At 68.8% G+C, this 14523-nt stretch carries 17 protein-coding genes; 11 read left to right on the forward strand and 6 right to left on the reverse strand.

Features of this window, described 5'->3' with window-relative positions:
- The first annotated feature begins 35 nt into the window (after positions 1-35).
- From SACMADRAFT_RS09645 to SACMADRAFT_RS09660, 4 genes are read left to right on the forward strand one after another with little or no spacing between them, the layout of a single operon-like run.
- A complete protein-coding gene (locus tag SACMADRAFT_RS09645) occupies positions 36-503 on the forward strand; it encodes a GreA/GreB family elongation factor (protein WP_040926253.1) in 468 nt (155 codons plus the stop codon).
- A 60-nt stretch (positions 504-563) separates the two neighbouring features.
- Positions 564-1166, forward strand: coding sequence for a TetR/AcrR family transcriptional regulator (locus SACMADRAFT_RS09650; protein WP_009153621.1), 603 nt, complete (start codon positions 564-566; stop codon positions 1164-1166).
- Complete coding sequence (locus tag SACMADRAFT_RS09655; RefSeq protein WP_009153622.1) at positions 1163-1873, forward strand: mycothiol-dependent nitroreductase Rv2466c family protein; 711 nt, start codon at positions 1163-1165, stop codon at positions 1871-1873. Before SACMADRAFT_RS09650 ends, SACMADRAFT_RS09655 begins: the two co-directional genes overlap by 4 nt.
- Positions 1870-2694, forward strand: coding sequence for a maleylpyruvate isomerase family mycothiol-dependent enzyme (locus SACMADRAFT_RS09660; RefSeq protein ID WP_009153623.1), 825 nt, complete (start codon positions 1870-1872; stop codon positions 2692-2694). The genes SACMADRAFT_RS09655 and SACMADRAFT_RS09660 overlap by 4 nt, the downstream gene beginning before the upstream one ends.
- 12 nt (positions 2695-2706) lie before the next feature.
- Here the strand turns inward: SACMADRAFT_RS09660 and SACMADRAFT_RS09665 are convergent, their stop codons facing one another.
- Together SACMADRAFT_RS09665 and SACMADRAFT_RS09670 are read right to left on the reverse strand one after the other, a co-directional pair.
- On the reverse strand, positions 2707-3555 hold the full coding sequence (locus SACMADRAFT_RS09665; RefSeq protein ID WP_009153624.1) for an SDR family oxidoreductase: 849 nt from the start codon (positions 3553-3555) through the stop codon (positions 2707-2709).
- A gap of 108 nt (positions 3556-3663) precedes the next feature.
- On the reverse strand, positions 3664-4329 hold the full coding sequence (locus SACMADRAFT_RS09670) for a TetR/AcrR family transcriptional regulator (protein ID WP_009153625.1): 666 nt from the start codon (positions 4327-4329) through the stop codon (positions 3664-3666).
- 164 nt (positions 4330-4493) lie between these two features.
- Between SACMADRAFT_RS09670 and SACMADRAFT_RS09675 the strand changes: the two genes are divergently transcribed.
- Positions 4494-6128: an acyl-CoA synthetase gene (locus SACMADRAFT_RS09675; protein ID WP_009153626.1), complete on the forward strand. Its 1635-nt coding sequence runs from the start codon at positions 4494-4496 to the stop codon at positions 6126-6128.
- Positions 6129-6502: 374 nt separating this feature from the next.
- Here SACMADRAFT_RS09675 and SACMADRAFT_RS09680 read toward each other — a convergent pair whose 3' ends face one another.
- On the reverse strand, positions 6503-7687 hold the full coding sequence (locus SACMADRAFT_RS09680; protein ID WP_009153627.1) for a Cmx/CmrA family chloramphenicol efflux MFS transporter: 1185 nt from the start codon (positions 7685-7687) through the stop codon (positions 6503-6505).
- 520 nt (positions 7688-8207) lie between these two features.
- On the opposite strand from SACMADRAFT_RS09680, the gene SACMADRAFT_RS09685 reads away from it, so the two are divergent.
- Entirely contained in the window at positions 8208-8558 is a 351-nt protein-coding gene (locus SACMADRAFT_RS09685) for a DUF6188 family protein (RefSeq protein ID WP_157617226.1), read from the forward strand.
- A 35-nt stretch (positions 8559-8593) separates the two neighbouring features.
- Here SACMADRAFT_RS09685 and SACMADRAFT_RS09690 read toward each other — a convergent pair whose 3' ends face one another.
- Positions 8594-9925, reverse strand: coding sequence for a helix-turn-helix domain-containing protein (locus SACMADRAFT_RS09690; protein WP_009153629.1), 1332 nt, complete (start codon positions 9923-9925; stop codon positions 8594-8596).
- A 157-nt stretch (positions 9926-10082) separates the two neighbouring features.
- Between SACMADRAFT_RS09690 and SACMADRAFT_RS09695 the strand changes: the two genes are divergently transcribed.
- Positions 10083-10229: a hypothetical protein gene (locus tag SACMADRAFT_RS09695; protein ID WP_009153630.1), complete on the forward strand. Its 147-nt coding sequence runs from the start codon at positions 10083-10085 to the stop codon at positions 10227-10229.
- Positions 10226-10687 (forward strand): hypothetical protein, encoded by a 462-nt coding sequence (locus tag SACMADRAFT_RS09700; RefSeq protein WP_009153631.1) that lies wholly within the window; start codon positions 10226-10228, stop codon positions 10685-10687. Before SACMADRAFT_RS09695 ends, SACMADRAFT_RS09700 begins: the two co-directional genes overlap by 4 nt.
- Before the next feature lie 105 nt (positions 10688-10792).
- Here the strand turns inward: SACMADRAFT_RS09700 and SACMADRAFT_RS09705 are convergent, their stop codons facing one another.
- Both SACMADRAFT_RS09705 and SACMADRAFT_RS29625 read right to left on the reverse strand, forming a co-directional pair.
- Positions 10793-11974, reverse strand: a complete 1182-nt coding sequence (locus SACMADRAFT_RS09705; RefSeq protein ID WP_009153632.1) for a methyltransferase domain-containing protein — start codon at positions 11972-11974, stop codon at positions 10793-10795.
- Positions 11971-12294: a hypothetical protein gene (locus SACMADRAFT_RS29625; RefSeq protein ID WP_009153633.1), complete on the reverse strand. Its 324-nt coding sequence runs from the start codon at positions 12292-12294 to the stop codon at positions 11971-11973. The genes SACMADRAFT_RS09705 and SACMADRAFT_RS29625 overlap by 4 nt, the downstream gene beginning before the upstream one ends.
- A gap of 243 nt (positions 12295-12537) precedes the next feature.
- Between SACMADRAFT_RS29625 and SACMADRAFT_RS09715 the strand changes: the two genes are divergently transcribed.
- From SACMADRAFT_RS09715 to SACMADRAFT_RS31265, 3 genes are all read left to right on the forward strand, one after another.
- Positions 12538-13413, forward strand: a complete 876-nt coding sequence (locus tag SACMADRAFT_RS09715; RefSeq protein ID WP_040925625.1) for an NAD-dependent protein deacetylase — start codon at positions 12538-12540, stop codon at positions 13411-13413.
- Positions 13414-13518: 105 nt separating this feature from the next.
- Positions 13519-14367 (forward strand): NAD(P)/FAD-dependent oxidoreductase, encoded by an 849-nt coding sequence (locus tag SACMADRAFT_RS09720; protein ID WP_332307200.1) that lies wholly within the window; start codon positions 13519-13521, stop codon positions 14365-14367.
- Positions 14348-14512 carry a hypothetical protein gene (locus SACMADRAFT_RS31265; protein WP_332307201.1) on the forward strand — a complete coding sequence of 55 codons (165 nt, stop codon included), beginning with the start codon at positions 14348-14350 and terminating at the stop codon, positions 14510-14512. Before SACMADRAFT_RS09720 ends, SACMADRAFT_RS31265 begins: the two co-directional genes overlap by 20 nt.
- Positions 14513-14523: the final 11 nt, after the last annotated feature.

Here is a 14523-nt window from a genome sequence, read left to right on the forward strand (position 1 = left end):
GCCGCCAGGTGAACACCGAGACGACGAGGAAGACCGTGAACGAACACTCCCGCTGTTGGTTGACCAAGGACGCCTTCGATCGGCTGAGCGAGGAACTCTCGCTGTTGCGGTCGAGGACGGCTCGAGGACCTGACTTCGCCGATGCCGACCCCGACGAACTGGTTCACGAGCACCGTAGGCAGCGCCGGATTCGGGAGTTGGAGGAGCTGTTGCGCCGAGTCGTGGTTGACGAGGCGCCGCCCGACGACGGGATCGCCGAGCCGGGAATGGTGCTCACGGTCCGGTTCGACGACGATCCCGAGACCGAAACGTTCCTGCTCGGTTTGCCCGACGGCGTCGAGGACGGCGAGCTGGAAGTCTGCTCGCCCGACTCGCCGCTGGGCGCCGCGCTGCTCGACGCGAGGCAGGGGGAGCAGCGCCGTTACGTCGTGCCGAGCGGCGACGCGGTGCGTGTGACGCTGCTGCGTGCGGTGCCGTTCGGGCAGCATCGGCCTGCGACGTGAGCCAGATCGCGACCCCTGACGTTGTTGACCGACTAGTCAACTATCCGCTAGCGTTCGGGGATGGGCCGGACCAGCGACTCCCGCGAGCGGATCGTGCGCGCGTCGGCCCGGCTGTTCCTCTCCCGTAGCTACGGTGCGGTGAGCGTCGACGAGTTGTGCGCGTCGGCCGAAGTTCGCAAGGGCAGCTTCTACCACTTCTTTCCGTCCAAGGCCGAGCTGGCCAAGGCCGTCATCGACCTGCACACCGACGCGCTCGTCGCCCAACTACGCGCCGGCTCCGGCAGCGGTCCGGCACAGCGGTTGCGGGGCGTCGCCGACGCCGTCGGCGCGATCCAGTCCCGCTTCGAGGAGAAGTTCGGCAGAATCGTGGGCTGCCCGTTCGGCAACCTCGCTGCTGAACTGTCCACAGTGGATGACGGGTTGCGGGATCACCTCGCCTCGGCGTTCGCTCGCTGGGAACGCGAGTTCGCCGAGCTGTGCCACCAGGCTCGTGACGCGGGCGCGCTGCGCGAAGGCGCGGACCCCGACCGGCTCGCGCACTCGCTGCTGGCGCTCGCGCAGGGACAGATCCTGCTCGCCAAGGTCGGTGGCCTCTCCTCCGCCACTGTCTCGCAGGCGTTGCGCCACCACATCGACCTACACCTGCGGGAGGGCGCGGTATGACAGCGACACCGACCGAAGTGGATTTCCACTTCGATCCGATGTGCCCGTTCGCTTACCACACCTCGCGCTGGGTGCGGGAGGTCCGCGCGCACACCGGGTTGAAGGTCAATTGGCGGTTCTTCAGCCTGGAGGAGGTCAACCGCTTCGAGGGCAAGAAACACCCGTGGCAGCGGCAGTGGTCCTACGGGTGGTCGCAGCTGCGGATCGCGGCGCTGCTGCGTCGGCGTGACCCCGCGCTGCTCGACGCCTGGTACGCGCGTGTCGGCAGGGAACTGCACCTGGACGGCGGCAAGCCGCACGATCCCGCGACCGCGCGCGACCTGCTCGCCGAGATCGGTGTGGAACCCGGGCTGCTGGACGAGGCGCTGGCCGACCCCTCCACCCATGACGACATCCTGGCCGATCATCGCAGGGTGATCGACGCGGGTGGTTTCGGGGTGCCGACGCTGTTCTTCCCCGACGGGCAGTGCCTGTTCGGTCCCGTACTGGTCGACCCGCCCTCGGGGCAGGCCGCGGTGCGGCTGTGGGAACTGGTCACCGGCATGCTCGAGTTCCCACACGTCTACGAGTTGCAGCGACCCAAGAACGAGCGTGACGAACAGGTCATCGCCTGCGAACTGGAGCCGTACGTGCGTGGCAGGGACTGGGTGAGCGTTAACCGGGGTCGAATCGTCGAAGTGCCGAAACCTACAGGAGGCCACTCATGACCACCGCCGAGCTCGACAGGAACGTCCTGGTCAAGGCACTGGACGAGCAATGGGCGTCGCTGGAAGAACTGCTGGCCTCGCTGCCGGAAACCGCGTGGGACACACCGACCAACCTGCCGGGCTGGACCGTGCGCGACGTCGTGGCCCACGTGATCGGCACCGAGGCGTCACTGCTGGGTGAGCAGGCGCCGGAACCCGATGTCGACGTGAAGCAGTTGCCGCACGTGCGAAACGAGATCGCGGCGTTCAACGAGCGCTGGGTACGGCACATGCGGGACTGGAGTCCGCAGCGCGTGCTGCAGCACTTCCGCGATGTCGTCGCCCGGCGCCGCGCCGCGCTGGACTCGCTCACCCAGTCCGACTTCGACGCCCCTTCGTGGACTCCGGTCGGGCAGCGTACCTACGGGCGGTTCATGCGCATCCGCGTGTTCGACACCTGGCTGCACGAGTTGGACATCCGCGATGCCGTGGGTTGGCCAGGGCACGAGGCCGGGCCGTGCGCCGAGTGCGCCTTCGAGGAGTTCGTGGAGTCGCTGGGCTACCTCGTCGGCAAGCGTGCCGGTGCCCCTGAAGGAGCGACCGTGACGCTGGAGTTCACCGGGCCGTTGCGACGCACGGTGCACGTCGCCGTCGACGGCAGGGCGGCGGTGGTGCCGCAGCTGTCCGGGCCCGCCACCGTGACGCTGCGACTGAGTTCGGGACTGTTCGCCAGGCTGGCCGGTGGCAGGGTGCCCGCCGCCGAGCGGCTGTCCGAAGTGGAGATGGCAGGAGACACCGAACTCGGCGATCGGGTGGTGCGCAACCTGGCTTTCACCATCTGAGCGGGGCGCGGCTCAGCTGGTTTCGTCGCCTCGTGCGCGACTCTCGTAGGCACGGCGGTGTTCGGTGTCCACTTTGGTCGTGAAGGCGTCGTGCATTCCGAACGCCCGCAGAAGGAAGTCCGCGACCGGGATCGTCATGAATCGCTGGCTCATCGACATCGCACCAGAGGCGGGCGTGACCCGCACCTGCGGCCTCGGCCTGACGATCAGGCTCAGCACGGCTTCGGCGACGGCCTCCGGGGTGGCGTTGCGCATGCCCCGAGCTCCCTGGGTTCCCGCGGCGAGTTCGGTGTCGGTGAACGTGGGCAACACCGCAGAGAACCGGACACCGGTGCCGCGGTGCTCGCGCCTGGCCGCCTCGGTGAAGCCGATCACGGCCGCCTTGCTGCCGCAGTAGGTGGCCAGTCCCGGTAGGAAGGTCTCACCGGCCAGCGACGCGAGGTTGATGATGTGCCCGCTCCGGCGCGGGAGCATCCGCCGCACGGCGAGCTTGCTGCCGAGGATCACGCCGTAGACGTTGATGTCCAGGATTCGCTTGCTGACGGTGTCCGGCTCCTGCGCCACCGGGCCGACGGGCATGATCCCGGCGTTGTTGACCAGCACGTCGATCGGGCCCAGTTCGCGCTCGACCTGGTCGAGGAACTCGGTGAACGAGCGGGAGTCGGTGACGTCGAGTTCGCCGTGCATCGCCAGGCCCAGTTCCTCGCCCGCCGCCTTGACACGGGGAGCGTCGATGTCACCGATCGCGACGGCCGCGCCGAGCCGGTGAAGCCGCGTGGCGGTGGCCAGACCGATCCCGCGGGCACCTCCGGTGATCGCGACGACCTTGCCACGCAACTCCTGACGAGTCCTGCTGTTCATCCCTTCCTCCTTCTGCGGAGCAGGTCGATCCCCCAGGGGCGCCCGCGTGAACAACTGACAGGGAAGTCTGTCAGTTCCGCCAAGTCTGGGTTTCGACAGGGTGCTCTGTCAAGATTGCCCGCGCCGCGTGCGTGACTTCCGGCGCTGCCGGGTCAGCTCTCCCGCGTCGAGTTCGCCGATGAGCACGCCCAGCGCCGTCTTCCACCGGCGAAGCAGGATCTCCCTGGCGCCGGGGTCGTTGCTCAGGATCGTCGACATGCTCAGTCCGGTCAGCATGTCGATCGTGAACTGAACCAGCGTCGGCAGTCGCGGGTCGACCGGATCGGTGCCCGCGACGCGCAGCATGCTGTCGTGGATGCGGGCGAACAATTCGCGCTCCACCGGCGCGAGCGCCGCGCGCAGGTCGGGTTCGGTCCTTGCCGCGACCCACAGTTCCAGCGCCGCGAAGAACATCGGGCTGTTCAGGTCGTGCCAGGCGAGGTCCACCAGCGCGGTCAACCGTTCCTCGTCGCCGGGAATCAGGGCCAGTTCCCGCTCCACGCGCGCCACCCGCTGATCGGCGATGTGCCTGATCGCGGCCGCCATGATGTCGGCGCGGGCGGGGAAGTGATGCAGTAGCGTTCCGCGTGCGACGCCTGCCCGTTCCTGCACCTCGGCGACGGTGGTGGCGGCATAGCCGCGTTCCAGCAGCGACTCCACCGCGGCGTCCAGAATGCGTTTGCGGGTCGCGGTGCGGCGTTCCTCCTGGGTGCGGTGCACCTTCGGCTGAGCCACCCATTTACCGTACGATCCGACTGTTTATCGGTCAAGTAGAGCTTGCGTTGGACGACGCAACTGAGGCAGGCTTACCGGCTGAAAACAGTCCGGTCAGACTGTTATGGCGGTCGAAGGGCGAACGGACGGACTCGCGCCGCGCCACCTGGAAGGGGATCAGCTACATGATCGATCAGCTCAAGCACCTGAGCGGGCGCGCGGCCGACGAGTTCGCCTACGTGCGGCTGTGCGCGCGCAGCGGAGCGCTGCGAGCCCGGTCGCCGCGCAGCGTCGCGGGCATGGTCCAGGCCTTCGCGCGGTACGGCACGATCGGCGCGCTGCCTGCGCTGGCGGCACTACGGGACCCGGACTTCCCCGCGCTCGTGGACGAGCGGGGCACCCTCACCTTTGCCGAACTCGACGCGCGGATCAACGCGCTCGCCAACGCGTGGCGCGAACGGGGCCTGCGCCCGGGGGAGGGGGTGGCGATCCTCGCGCGCAACCACAGGGGGTTCCTGGAGGCGGTGTTCGCCGCCGCCAGGTGCGGGGCGCGAATCCTGCTGCTCAACACCGACTTCGCCGGTCCGCAGATCCGCGAGGTCGCCGAGCGCGAGGGCACCGATCTGCTCGTCCACGACGAGGAGTACAGCGCGGTGCTGTCCGGTGTGGACCCGCCGCGCGGCCGGTTCCTGGCATGGGCCGACACGCCGGCGCCGGACACTCTCGACGCGCTGATCGCCGGGGGTGCCACCACGCCGCCACCCGCGCCGGAGCAGGGCCCGAAGCTGGTGTTGCTGACCAGCGGCGCGACGGGGACACCGAAGGGCGCACCGCGCCCCGACCCGCATTCCCTCGCCCCCGTGGGCGCGCTGTTGTCGAAGGTGCCGTTTCGCGCGAGGGAAGTCACCGAGTGCTGTGCCCCGCTGTTCCACACCCTCGGATTCGCGCACTCGATCCTCAACATCACGCTGGGCACGACGCTGGTGCTGCGCCGCCGCTTCGACGCGCTGGCCACACTGCGCAGCGTGCGTGAGCACGGCTCCACCGCGATGGTCGTGGTGCCGGTGATGCTGCAACGGATGGTGGAACGTATCGAGGCCGATCCCGACCTTGCCCGCCCGCCGTCGCTGCGGATCGCCTTCGTCGCCGGGTCGCAACTGGGTGCGTCGCTGTGCGAGCGCGCCATGGCGGCCTTCGGGCCCGTGGTATACAACCTCTACGGCTCCACGGAGGTCGCCTACGCCACCGTGGCGACGCCCGAGGACCTGCGCCTGGAACCGGGCTGTGTCGGCAGGCAGGTGCGCGGTGCCACGGTGAAGATCCTCGACGAGCACGGCAACGAGGTACCCAACGGCCGTACCGGTCGCATCTTCGTGGGCAACGCCATCCAGTTCGAGGGCTACACCGGGGGCGGCACCAAGGAGGTCATCGGCGGCCTGATGTCGTCGGGCGACGTCGGCCACATCGACGCGCACGGCCTGCTGCACATCGACGGCCGTGACGACGACATGATCGTCTCCGGTGGCGAGAACGTCTTCCCGGGCGAGGTCGAGGAGCTGCTCGCCCGGCACGACGACATCACGGAGGCGGCAGCACTGGGCGTGCCCGACGACGACTACGGCGCCCGGTTGCGTGCGTTCGTCGTCCTCCGTGAGGGCGCGACGCTGACCGAGGCCGACGTGAAGGATTACGTGCGGGCCAACCTCGCCCGCTACAAGGTTCCCCGCGAGGTGCTCTTCCTCGACGAGATGCCGCGCAACCCCACCGGGAAGATCCTCAAGCGCGAACTCGCCCGCTACCAGACAGGCAAACCTGCGTAGCTCTGACGGTAGGCCAATAAACCGACGGCGGCCCGGACCAAGCCGATTCGGGTGACGGGTGAGTGCGGCGATCGGTGGTGACGCCGTGGCCGGACCAGCTCTTCGGTGATCCTCTGCGCGGACCATTTGTGGTCCCGTCACCAGGTCTCGACCTGTGCTACCTCCCAGGTTGGGGTTGCTGTTGGGCTGTGTTACGGAGCGAGCCTCAGTCCGGCGGACCGGCTTCGCCGAGCCTGCGCCAGCGGGTTGACCCTCTCGGTGGCGCAGGCTTGGCAGATACCCGTTTCAGCGGCGAGGTGGGCGATCGGTCGGGTCCGGCCACCGTTCGATGAGGCGTTGTCGGCCTTCGATATTCAACGGGGCGTTGGCGTGGGTCATCGGGTCGCCTGCTGCCTGGCGACGCGGGGCGTGATGACCCGTAGGAGTGGCAGGGCGATGCTCAACGCGATCGCGACGAGGATGCTGCTGGCCCAGACAGGGCCGAGCTCTCCGAGGCCGGTTTCGAGGGTGGCTGCCGCGACAACCGGGCCGCCGGCCGCACCAAGGTTGAGGGCCGCGGTCGCATAGGAGCCGCCCATGGTGGGAGCGCCTGATGCCTCGTAGATCACCCGGGCGATCAAGGTGCTGCCCAAGGCGAAGGAGAACGCGCCCTGAACAGGTACCAGCACGAGCAATGCGACCGGGTGGGCGGCCAGGGCGGCGAGTGAGATCCAGCCGAGCAACACGAGTGGGCCGCAGGCCGCGATGAGCTGGCCCGGACGCTGATCGGACAGGCGCCCCGCGATCCTGACTCCCAGGAAGGATCCGATCCCGAAGAGCACCAGCACAACCGAAACCCAGAGCTCGGCGAGGCCAGCAGTGTCGGTGACGATCGGGGCCAGGAAGGTGAAAGTTCCGAAGGTGGCGGCGTTGACAAGTGCCGCCAACACCATGACCAAGATCAGCCGCGGCTGGGCGAGTTGGGCAAGCTCGGTACCCAGGGCCGGGTTGGTCGTGTCCTGCTCGCACGTGTTGGGGCAGGTGGGAATCCCTTGCACGACACCGAGGGCCGCGGGAAGGCACAGGAGGGCTATCGCCCAGAACGTGGCGCGCCAGTCCAGCACGGTGCCCAGGACCGCCCCGCCGGGAACCCCGGCGATGATGGCCACCGTCGTTCCTGACAGCAGCACCGCCAGAGCACGCCCCTTCTGACCGGGTGCCACGAGAGCAGATGCGGTCGCCAGGGCGACAGCCAGAAAACCCGCATTCGCCAACGCGGCGATCACACGGGTACCGAGCAGAACCGGAAAGCTCGATGTCAGCGCACCCACAACATGGACTGCCGCGAATACCAGCACGAACCCGAGCAGGCTTTTCCGGGCCGGCCAGCGGCGAGCGAGCCCTGCCATCAGCGGGGCGCCGGCGATCATCCCGCCCGCGAACGCCGAGGTCAGAAGTCCGGCCGTGCCGACCGTAACCTCCAAGCTCGAGGCGATGTCCGGCAGCAGCCCGGCGAGCATGAACTCCGAGGTACCCATGGCGAAGACCGCCACAGCAAGCAGAGAAAGCGCAAGAGGCATAAAACTACTCCGAAGTGAAGAGAACAACGAGAAGACGACGTCTCGTCACCGCGGTCAGCGCCCCAACAGCGCGCGCAGTAGCCCCGACCGACGAAAGAGGTCAGGACGCGAACGAAGAACCTATCGGTTCAAGGGGCTGACGGCGTGACCGAAAGCCCCCACCTTGAAACTTTCCGGGCTCGACATGTCCTGCACGCTACTCAACTCCCCCAGTCGTAACGCAACTGGGTTCACCGTGGTCAGCGGTCGCGCCCCCGACAACTAGGGTTTTTGTGACGCGCCGCCGCCTCGGCCCTCGGCCGCAGTCGGACTTGGCTTGTGCGGCGGTCCCAACGTGTCCGGCGTGGAACTGTGCAACGGCTCTGGCTGCCCGAAGGCATCGTCAGCCTCCCGGTCGTTCATCTGGACTGAACGGAAAGCAGGGTCCACGATCGAAGACACACACAATCCGTGAGAATCTGACGGTTCCTATCCCACACAAGGGCTGGTGATGACAAAGCTCGACCTCTCAGGTCGGTCGGTGACAACCTGCGATTTCGACCACCTGGCAGTCATTCGCTTCTCCGGTGGCTACGAGATCGGCATCGAGAACGATTTCCAGGTTTCGAATCCGGCAGGACAGGTCGAACTCTCGCCGGGTGTGGATCCCGACCGGGGTCGCGCGGTTCTGGCCACGCTGCAAGGTCGAACCGTGGAGTTGGCGGGCACAGACGAATCCGGCGGGCTGCTGGTGTCTTTCGGTGACGGCACGAGCGTCCACGTCAGTTCGGACGAGGAATACGAATCGTGGACGCTGGCAGGGCCAGGCGGAATGAAGGTGGTCTGCATGCCAGGTGGAGAGTTGGCGGTATGCAGCGGTGACGAGAGCTGACAGCCACGGCCCGCTTTTCGCTAGCCGTGCGCCGTTCAAAGTGGATCGGTCAACGGTCGTCGCGTTTGGTCATACAGCTCCCGTACTTCCGTGACTTCCGATAACCCGCGGGCTTCCACTGCGCGAATTACTTCGGCGGCCCGCCAGCGATTGGACGGCACCACCTTCCCCGACAGCAGCGCGCGTCGGGTGGCGTCACATGCTTCGTCCGGCCGGTCGGCGGCGACCAGCGCCAACGCCAGATCCAGGTTCGCGGCGGCGACCCTGCGGGGCCACCTGCCGACATCCTCGCTCGGCGACAGCCGTGCGATGACCTCCCGCGCGTACTCCTCGGCGGCCGGATCACCCGCCCACGCCAGGGTGGTCGCGGTGTAGGAGACGGACTTGTTCGGGTCGTACCGGTAGTGGTGCTCCGGCTGGTCAGGACGCTTACGCGGTGACACCAACTCGTGCACGCGTTCGATCGCGCGGTAGGTCTCGCGCCGTTGCCCGAGGCGGGCCAGGGCCCGCCCTTCCTGCGCCGTGGCCTGGATAGCGATGGAACTGCCCGGCGGCGCCGCGTGCCGTGCCCGGCGCGACAGCTCCAGCGCTCGCCGGTAGTCGCCATCGGTGAGCACCCGCCACGCCTCGGTCTCGTAGCTCCACGCCCGGATCTCGTCGTGCCCGACCTGCTCGGCCAGTGCGATGGCCGTCCGCAGCCGTGCCGTAGCGGCGGCAGTGTGTTCGAGGTCGATGTGCACGGTCGCCGCAAGCAACGACAGCCAGCCCCCGACCACGAGCAGCCGCCGATGTTGCGCCAAGGTAGCGCGCGCGTCCAGCAGCCGCTCCACGTAGGCCAGATGGGTACGCAAACGCTCCAGCAACACGGCGGGTGGCGTGTCGCAGTACGACATCGCTAGTGCGTCGAAGGTGTGTTCCAGCGCGGTCAGTGTCGAATCGCCGACGTCGCTGGCCTCGACCCGGCGCGCGAGTTCCAGCGCGGCGAGTTCGTCGTCCACGCGGTCGAGACCTCGCGATTCCGGCGGCGCCCACGGCTGTGCGCGCAACGGGCCCAGCGATTCGACCTTCGCCCTACACTCACGCCGTTCCCGGGACTTCGCGTGCTCGGCGTGGTCGCGCCTGGCCGTTTCGAGTTCCTCGAACGCGGCGAACAGCGAACCCTTCGCGCCGCACCGTTCGTCCGCCAGCCGCCAGAACCGCTCGTCGGCCTGCGCGCGCCCGTTCTCGATGTGGCTGACCGAGCTTCGGTCCCGGTGCGTCAGCCGCCCGAACTCGCCTTGCGTGAGACCCGCCGCCTTGCGGAAGGCCGACAGGCGTTCGCCCAGTTCCCGGCGCAACTCAGCTATCTGGTGCGGTTCGCGTGCCATCGGCTTTCCGCTCCCTGTGCGGTGATCAGGCCTGAATCCCGAGAGTAATGGGTGTGAAGCTCGGTGTGTATCGCTGCCGCGCGATGTCGCACCCACCCGGGCACATTCCATGGTGCTGTCGGTCGATCCGGCCGCGAACCGAAGGAAGGCAGGCGCTATGGCCAACACACTCGCCACCCGGCCCAGACTGTCCCACCGGCAGTGGCACGACATCGAGGATGTGCTCGCCCAGATGTGTGAACGCACCCACGGTCAGTTGGAGGACCTCCACGGCGGCGGCTGCGCGAGGCGGGAATCCCGATGAGCGGCAACGGATCGACCGCCGTGCTGTACGACAACGCGACCGCAGAACTGTCCGTCTCGCTCGTGCCTGCTCAAGCGGAGCTGATTGAGCGGCTCCTCCTGTGCGAAGGCGATCCGTGTACGGCCGCCGCTTTGCTGCGGGCGGCGCGGCAGCCGCACGTCGCGACCAACGAACCCGGCGCGGCCGCCATCCGGGCACTGCGACCACCGGCGCACGTCGACCTACCCGCCGCGCTGCTGCGCATAGCGCGCGCCGTCGACAGCGAAACCGAAGCCCTCTACCGCCGCAAGGACAGCGGCGACACCGGCGTCCTTGCGCTGCTGCGCTCCATCGCCTTGCGCCTGCTGGAACTCGGGTTCACGGTTGCCGAGGAAGGTGGGATCGAATGCCGCGACATCGAGGAGGCGATCGCACAGGCGTACGGCTTCTCGGCACAGCGGTCCGGCGCCGATATCTGACCACCCGGGTGGAGGCGGAGGGCACGAATGGCAGCCAGACGTTTCGAGAGTGCGGTGATGTCCTTCGCCGAAGATCGGCGATCAGCGCGATCTTGCTGAGACCGATCAACGGGGCGCGAGCCGCCAGGTGTGCTGGTCGAACCAGACGGTGTGGGTGTCGGGTGTGACGGTGAGCCCGAACGAGTCCCAGCCTGGCCTTCCGAGGTCGTTCCAGGTGCGGTGTGCCTGCTCGACGAAGCGCCAGAGGCGGCGGGGTCCGCCTTCGGCGACCTCATGCTGTCCGTCGTGGGTGGCGAGGGCGATCTCGGCCCAGGAGCCGTCCGGGGTGGCGATCCAGGATGCGGTCGGTGGGGTGCCGCTGTAGGCGGGAATGGCGCCGCCCTCGGGGAGGGTGTAGCCGTAGGCGATCTCGGCACCGAGTTCGAAGGAGGCGAGGAACCAGACCAGCAGCGAGTTCCAGGGGGTGTTCGGGTCGAGGCTGGTGGTGCGGTGTTCGGCTTGGTCGTGGTCGCGTTCGACGCGGAATCCGGCCGGGTTGTCGCCTGGCGTGTGCCGCAGATCCATGAACGCGGCGTAGGTCGCGTCGAACCGGCCTTCCGCGCGGTTCTCGGCGGTGCGGGTGAGGCGGACGAGGCTGCCTGCGCCGGGCGCGGGTTTGAGGTCGGTCAGGATCACTCCGCCTGGCCGGACCTGCTCGACCCAGGCCCGCGGGATCGCGGGGACGGCGCAGGTGGCGATGATCGCGTCGAACGGCGCGTGTTCCGGCAGCCCGGCCGCTCCGTCGCAGGCGACCAGCGTCGGGTGATAGCCGAGTCCGGCAAGCCGCTGGCGGGCCAGCTCGACGAGGTCGGCCTCGACGTCGACCGAGTAGACCTGCTCGTCGCCGAGCCGGTGCGCCAGGAGGCCGGCGTTGTAGCCGGTGCCGGTGCCGACTTCCAGCACCCGCGAACCGTCGGTGAGGTGCAGAGCTTCGATCATGCGGGTCATCAACCCTGGCTGGGTCGACGACGACAGCACCGTCGTGCCGCCGGTCGCGGTCGGGGCGAGCGCGGTGATCAGCGCGGTGTTGGCGTAGACGGCGGCGAGGTCGTCGACGCTGGCGCGCTGCGCCCAGCTGCCGTCCGAGGTCTGCTGGTGGTACGTGGGGACGAACGCGTGCCGGGGAACCGCTCGGACGGCGTCGACCAGACGCGGGTCGGTGAGCTTGCCCGCCGCGGCCAACTCGTCGGCGAGCCGCTGCGCGTGCGGCTCCCACTCGACGTCAGTGGTGGTGTTCGTTGTGGTCACGGGCGTCCCCTTGGGTGGGTGAGCAGGTCGGCCAGGGCCGTGGTGATCGGTGCCCCGGTCTGGGCTTCCAGCCAGCCGTACTGGCCGGAGCTGTTCGATTCCAGGAACCACCATCGCCCCTCGGCATCGATGGCGAAATCCACTGCGGCGTAGGCCAGACCCAGGGTATCCAGGTAGCGGCGCAGGCCCTTCTCAACATTCGGCGGTGTATCGACGAGCTGGTAGCGCAACGCGGTGAAATCGGCCCGCCAGTCCATCCGCGCCGCCGGCGAGTCCGCGGTGATCGCGATGGTGAACATCCGCTCGCCGATCACGATCACCCGTGCTTCGCGGGTCTTGGTCTTTCCTGAACCCGGTTCAGGTGCCGGTCAACGGAGGCGGTACACGTTCGGCGAAGGCGGCACGATCAAGCGCGGCCATCACGACATCCCGGCAAGGAGTTCGTCGTGAGCCTGGCGGGCCGTCGGCTCGACGTCGTACCAATGGAGCGCGGCTGCGCCTGCCCGATCGCGTCGTGCCCAGGGAACAGGGCGCGGTTGCCCCGTAGGCTGGAAACCGTGCGGATGAGGCCGACCCTGACCTGGACACCGACCGGTGTGCCCGCGCCCGTGACGACCGACCTGGACGAGGTCGTGCGGGTGCTGGGTGAGCGTGGCGTGGTGGTGGTCAGCGGCGCGGGCATTTCCACCGAGTCGGGTATCCCGGACTACCGGGGCGCGGGTGGGACGCTGCGGCGGCACTCGCCGATGACCTATCAGGAGTTCGTCGGCAGCGAGGAAGGCAGGCGCCGGTACTGGGCGCGCAGCCACCTCGGCTGGGCCACGGTCGCGCGCGCCAGGCCGAACGCGGGCCACCACGCTGTGGCTGCGCTGCGGGCGGGCGGCTACCTGTCGGGCATCATCACGCAGAACGTCGACGGCCTGCACCAGAGGGCCGGAGCCAGCGCAGTGGCGGAACTGCACGGCAGCCTCGCCCGTGTCGTGTGCCTTTCCTGCCGCCGAACCAGCGCACGGCACGAGCTCGATCGACGCCTGCGGCAGGCCAACCCGTCCTTCCGCGCCGAGGCGACGAAGCTCAACCCCGACGGTGACGTCGACCTCGCCGAGCACGTGGTGCGGGAGTTCCGGCTCGTGCCGTGTGCCGCGTGCGGCTCCGGTGTGCTGAAGCCGGACGTGGTGTTCTTCGGCGAGAACGTGCCGCGCCCGCTGGTGCGGCGGTGCTACGAACTGGTCGAGGAAGCCAGCGCCGTGCTGGTGCTGGGTTCCTCGCTGACGGTGCTGTCCGGACTGCGGTTCGTCCGCCGTGCCGCGGAGCAGGGCAAGCCGGTGCTGATCGTGAACCAGGGGGAGACCCGCGGCGACAGCCACGCCCGGCTCCGCGTGGAGCTGCCCTTGGGGAAGGCGCTCACCGAGGTGGCCGGCCGGCTCGGTTGCGCCTGACAACCGGCTCCGGCGCAGCATCCGTGGTCATTTTTGCCGAATCGGCAAGAATTCTTGTCACCTTTCGCGCGGTGGGCGGATCGTTGCCGGTGGAGGTGATCTCGCATGGTCGATCGGTTGCGTGACAGCTATGACGTGGTGGTGATCGGAGGTGGTGCGGCGGGGCTGAGCGGTGCGTTGACGCTGTCCCGTGCCCTGCGGAGGGTGGTGGTGCTGGATTCGGGCCGCCCGCGCAACGCACCGGCCGCCGGGGTGCACGGCCTGCTCGGCCGCGAGGGAACCGAGCCGGCGGAGTTGCTGGCGCGCGGTCGGGCGGAGGTGCGTCGCTACGGCGGCGAGGTGGTGCCCGGTGAGGTCGAGACCGTTCGCCGCGACGAGAACGGGCAGGGCGCGGCGACCTCCTTCGTCGTGAGGCTGACCGACGGCAGCCAGACCCGGGCACGGCGCCTACTGGTGGCCACCGGATTGGCGGACGAGTTGCCGGACATCCCGGGACTGTCGCAACGCTGGGGCCGCGACGTACTGCACTGCCCGTACTGCCACGGCTGGGAGGCCAGACACCGCACGATCGGCGTGCTCGCCACCGGACCCATGTCGGTGCACCAGGCGTTGCTGCTGCGCCAGTGGAGCGAGCACGTCCGGTTCTTCTCGCGGGGCAGGCCGGTGACCGATGAACAGGCCGAGCAGTTGGCAGCACGCGGAATCGCCACGATCGACGGCGAGGTGGTGGCACTGCGGATCGTCGACGACACACTCCTCGGCGTGCGACTCGGTGACGGGTCCGTGGTGGAACTCGATTTCGTCGCGGTGTCGCCGCGAATGGTGGCGCGCGCCGGCTTCCTCACCGAGTTGGGGCTGCACCCCCGTGCCGCACCCGATGGGCGAGTCGCTCGCCGCGGATGCGACCGGGCGCACCGACGTGCCCGGTGTCTGGGTGGCGGGCAACGTCAGTGACCCCATGGCCCAGGTCGGCATGGCCGCCGCAGCGGGCAGCGCGGCGGCGGCCCAGCTCAACGCCGACCTGGTCACCGAGGAGACCGAGCGCGCCGTGCGGACCCTGCGCGTGGTCCGCTCGTCGGCTTCGGCGGCCCAGCGGTGAGCATGGCACGC

The organism is Saccharomonospora marina XMU15 (assembly GCF_000244955.1).
Classification (GTDB): Bacteria; Actinomycetota; Actinomycetes; order Mycobacteriales; family Pseudonocardiaceae; genus Saccharomonospora_A; species Saccharomonospora_A marina.

Bases quoted from the DNA above. Each gene is read 5' to 3' on its own strand.
- SACMADRAFT_RS09655 (WP_009153622.1), top strand. From the start codon at position 1,163: ATGACAGCGACACCGACCGAAGTGGATTTCCACTTCGATCCGATGTGC.
- SACMADRAFT_RS09695 (WP_009153630.1), top strand. From the start codon at position 10,083: ATGGCCAACACACTCGCCACCCGGCCCAGACTGTCCCACCGGCAGTGG.
- SACMADRAFT_RS09690 (WP_009153629.1), bottom strand. From the start codon at position 9,925: ATGGCACGCGAACCGCACCAGATAGCTGAGTTGCGCCGGGAACTGGGC.
- SACMADRAFT_RS09700 (WP_009153631.1), top strand. From the start codon at position 10,226: ATGAGCGGCAACGGATCGACCGCCGTGCTGTACGACAACGCGACCGCA.
- SACMADRAFT_RS09720 (WP_332307200.1), top strand. From the start codon at position 13,519: ATGGTCGATCGGTTGCGTGACAGCTATGACGTGGTGGTGATCGGAGGT.
- SACMADRAFT_RS09660 (WP_009153623.1), top strand. From the start codon at position 1,870: ATGACCACCGCCGAGCTCGACAGGAACGTCCTGGTCAAGGCACTGGAC.
- SACMADRAFT_RS09650 (WP_009153621.1), top strand. From the start codon at position 564: ATGGGCCGGACCAGCGACTCCCGCGAGCGGATCGTGCGCGCGTCGGCC.
- SACMADRAFT_RS09675 (WP_009153626.1), top strand. From the start codon at position 4,494: ATGATCGATCAGCTCAAGCACCTGAGCGGGCGCGCGGCCGACGAGTTC.
- SACMADRAFT_RS09665 (WP_009153624.1), bottom strand. From the start codon at position 3,555: ATGAACAGCAGGACTCGTCAGGAGTTGCGTGGCAAGGTCGTCGCGATC.
- SACMADRAFT_RS09715 (WP_040925625.1), top strand. From the start codon at position 12,538: ATGAGGCCGACCCTGACCTGGACACCGACCGGTGTGCCCGCGCCCGTG.
- SACMADRAFT_RS09680 (WP_009153627.1), bottom strand. From the start codon at position 7,687: ATGCCTCTTGCGCTTTCTCTGCTTGCTGTGGCGGTCTTCGCCATGGGT.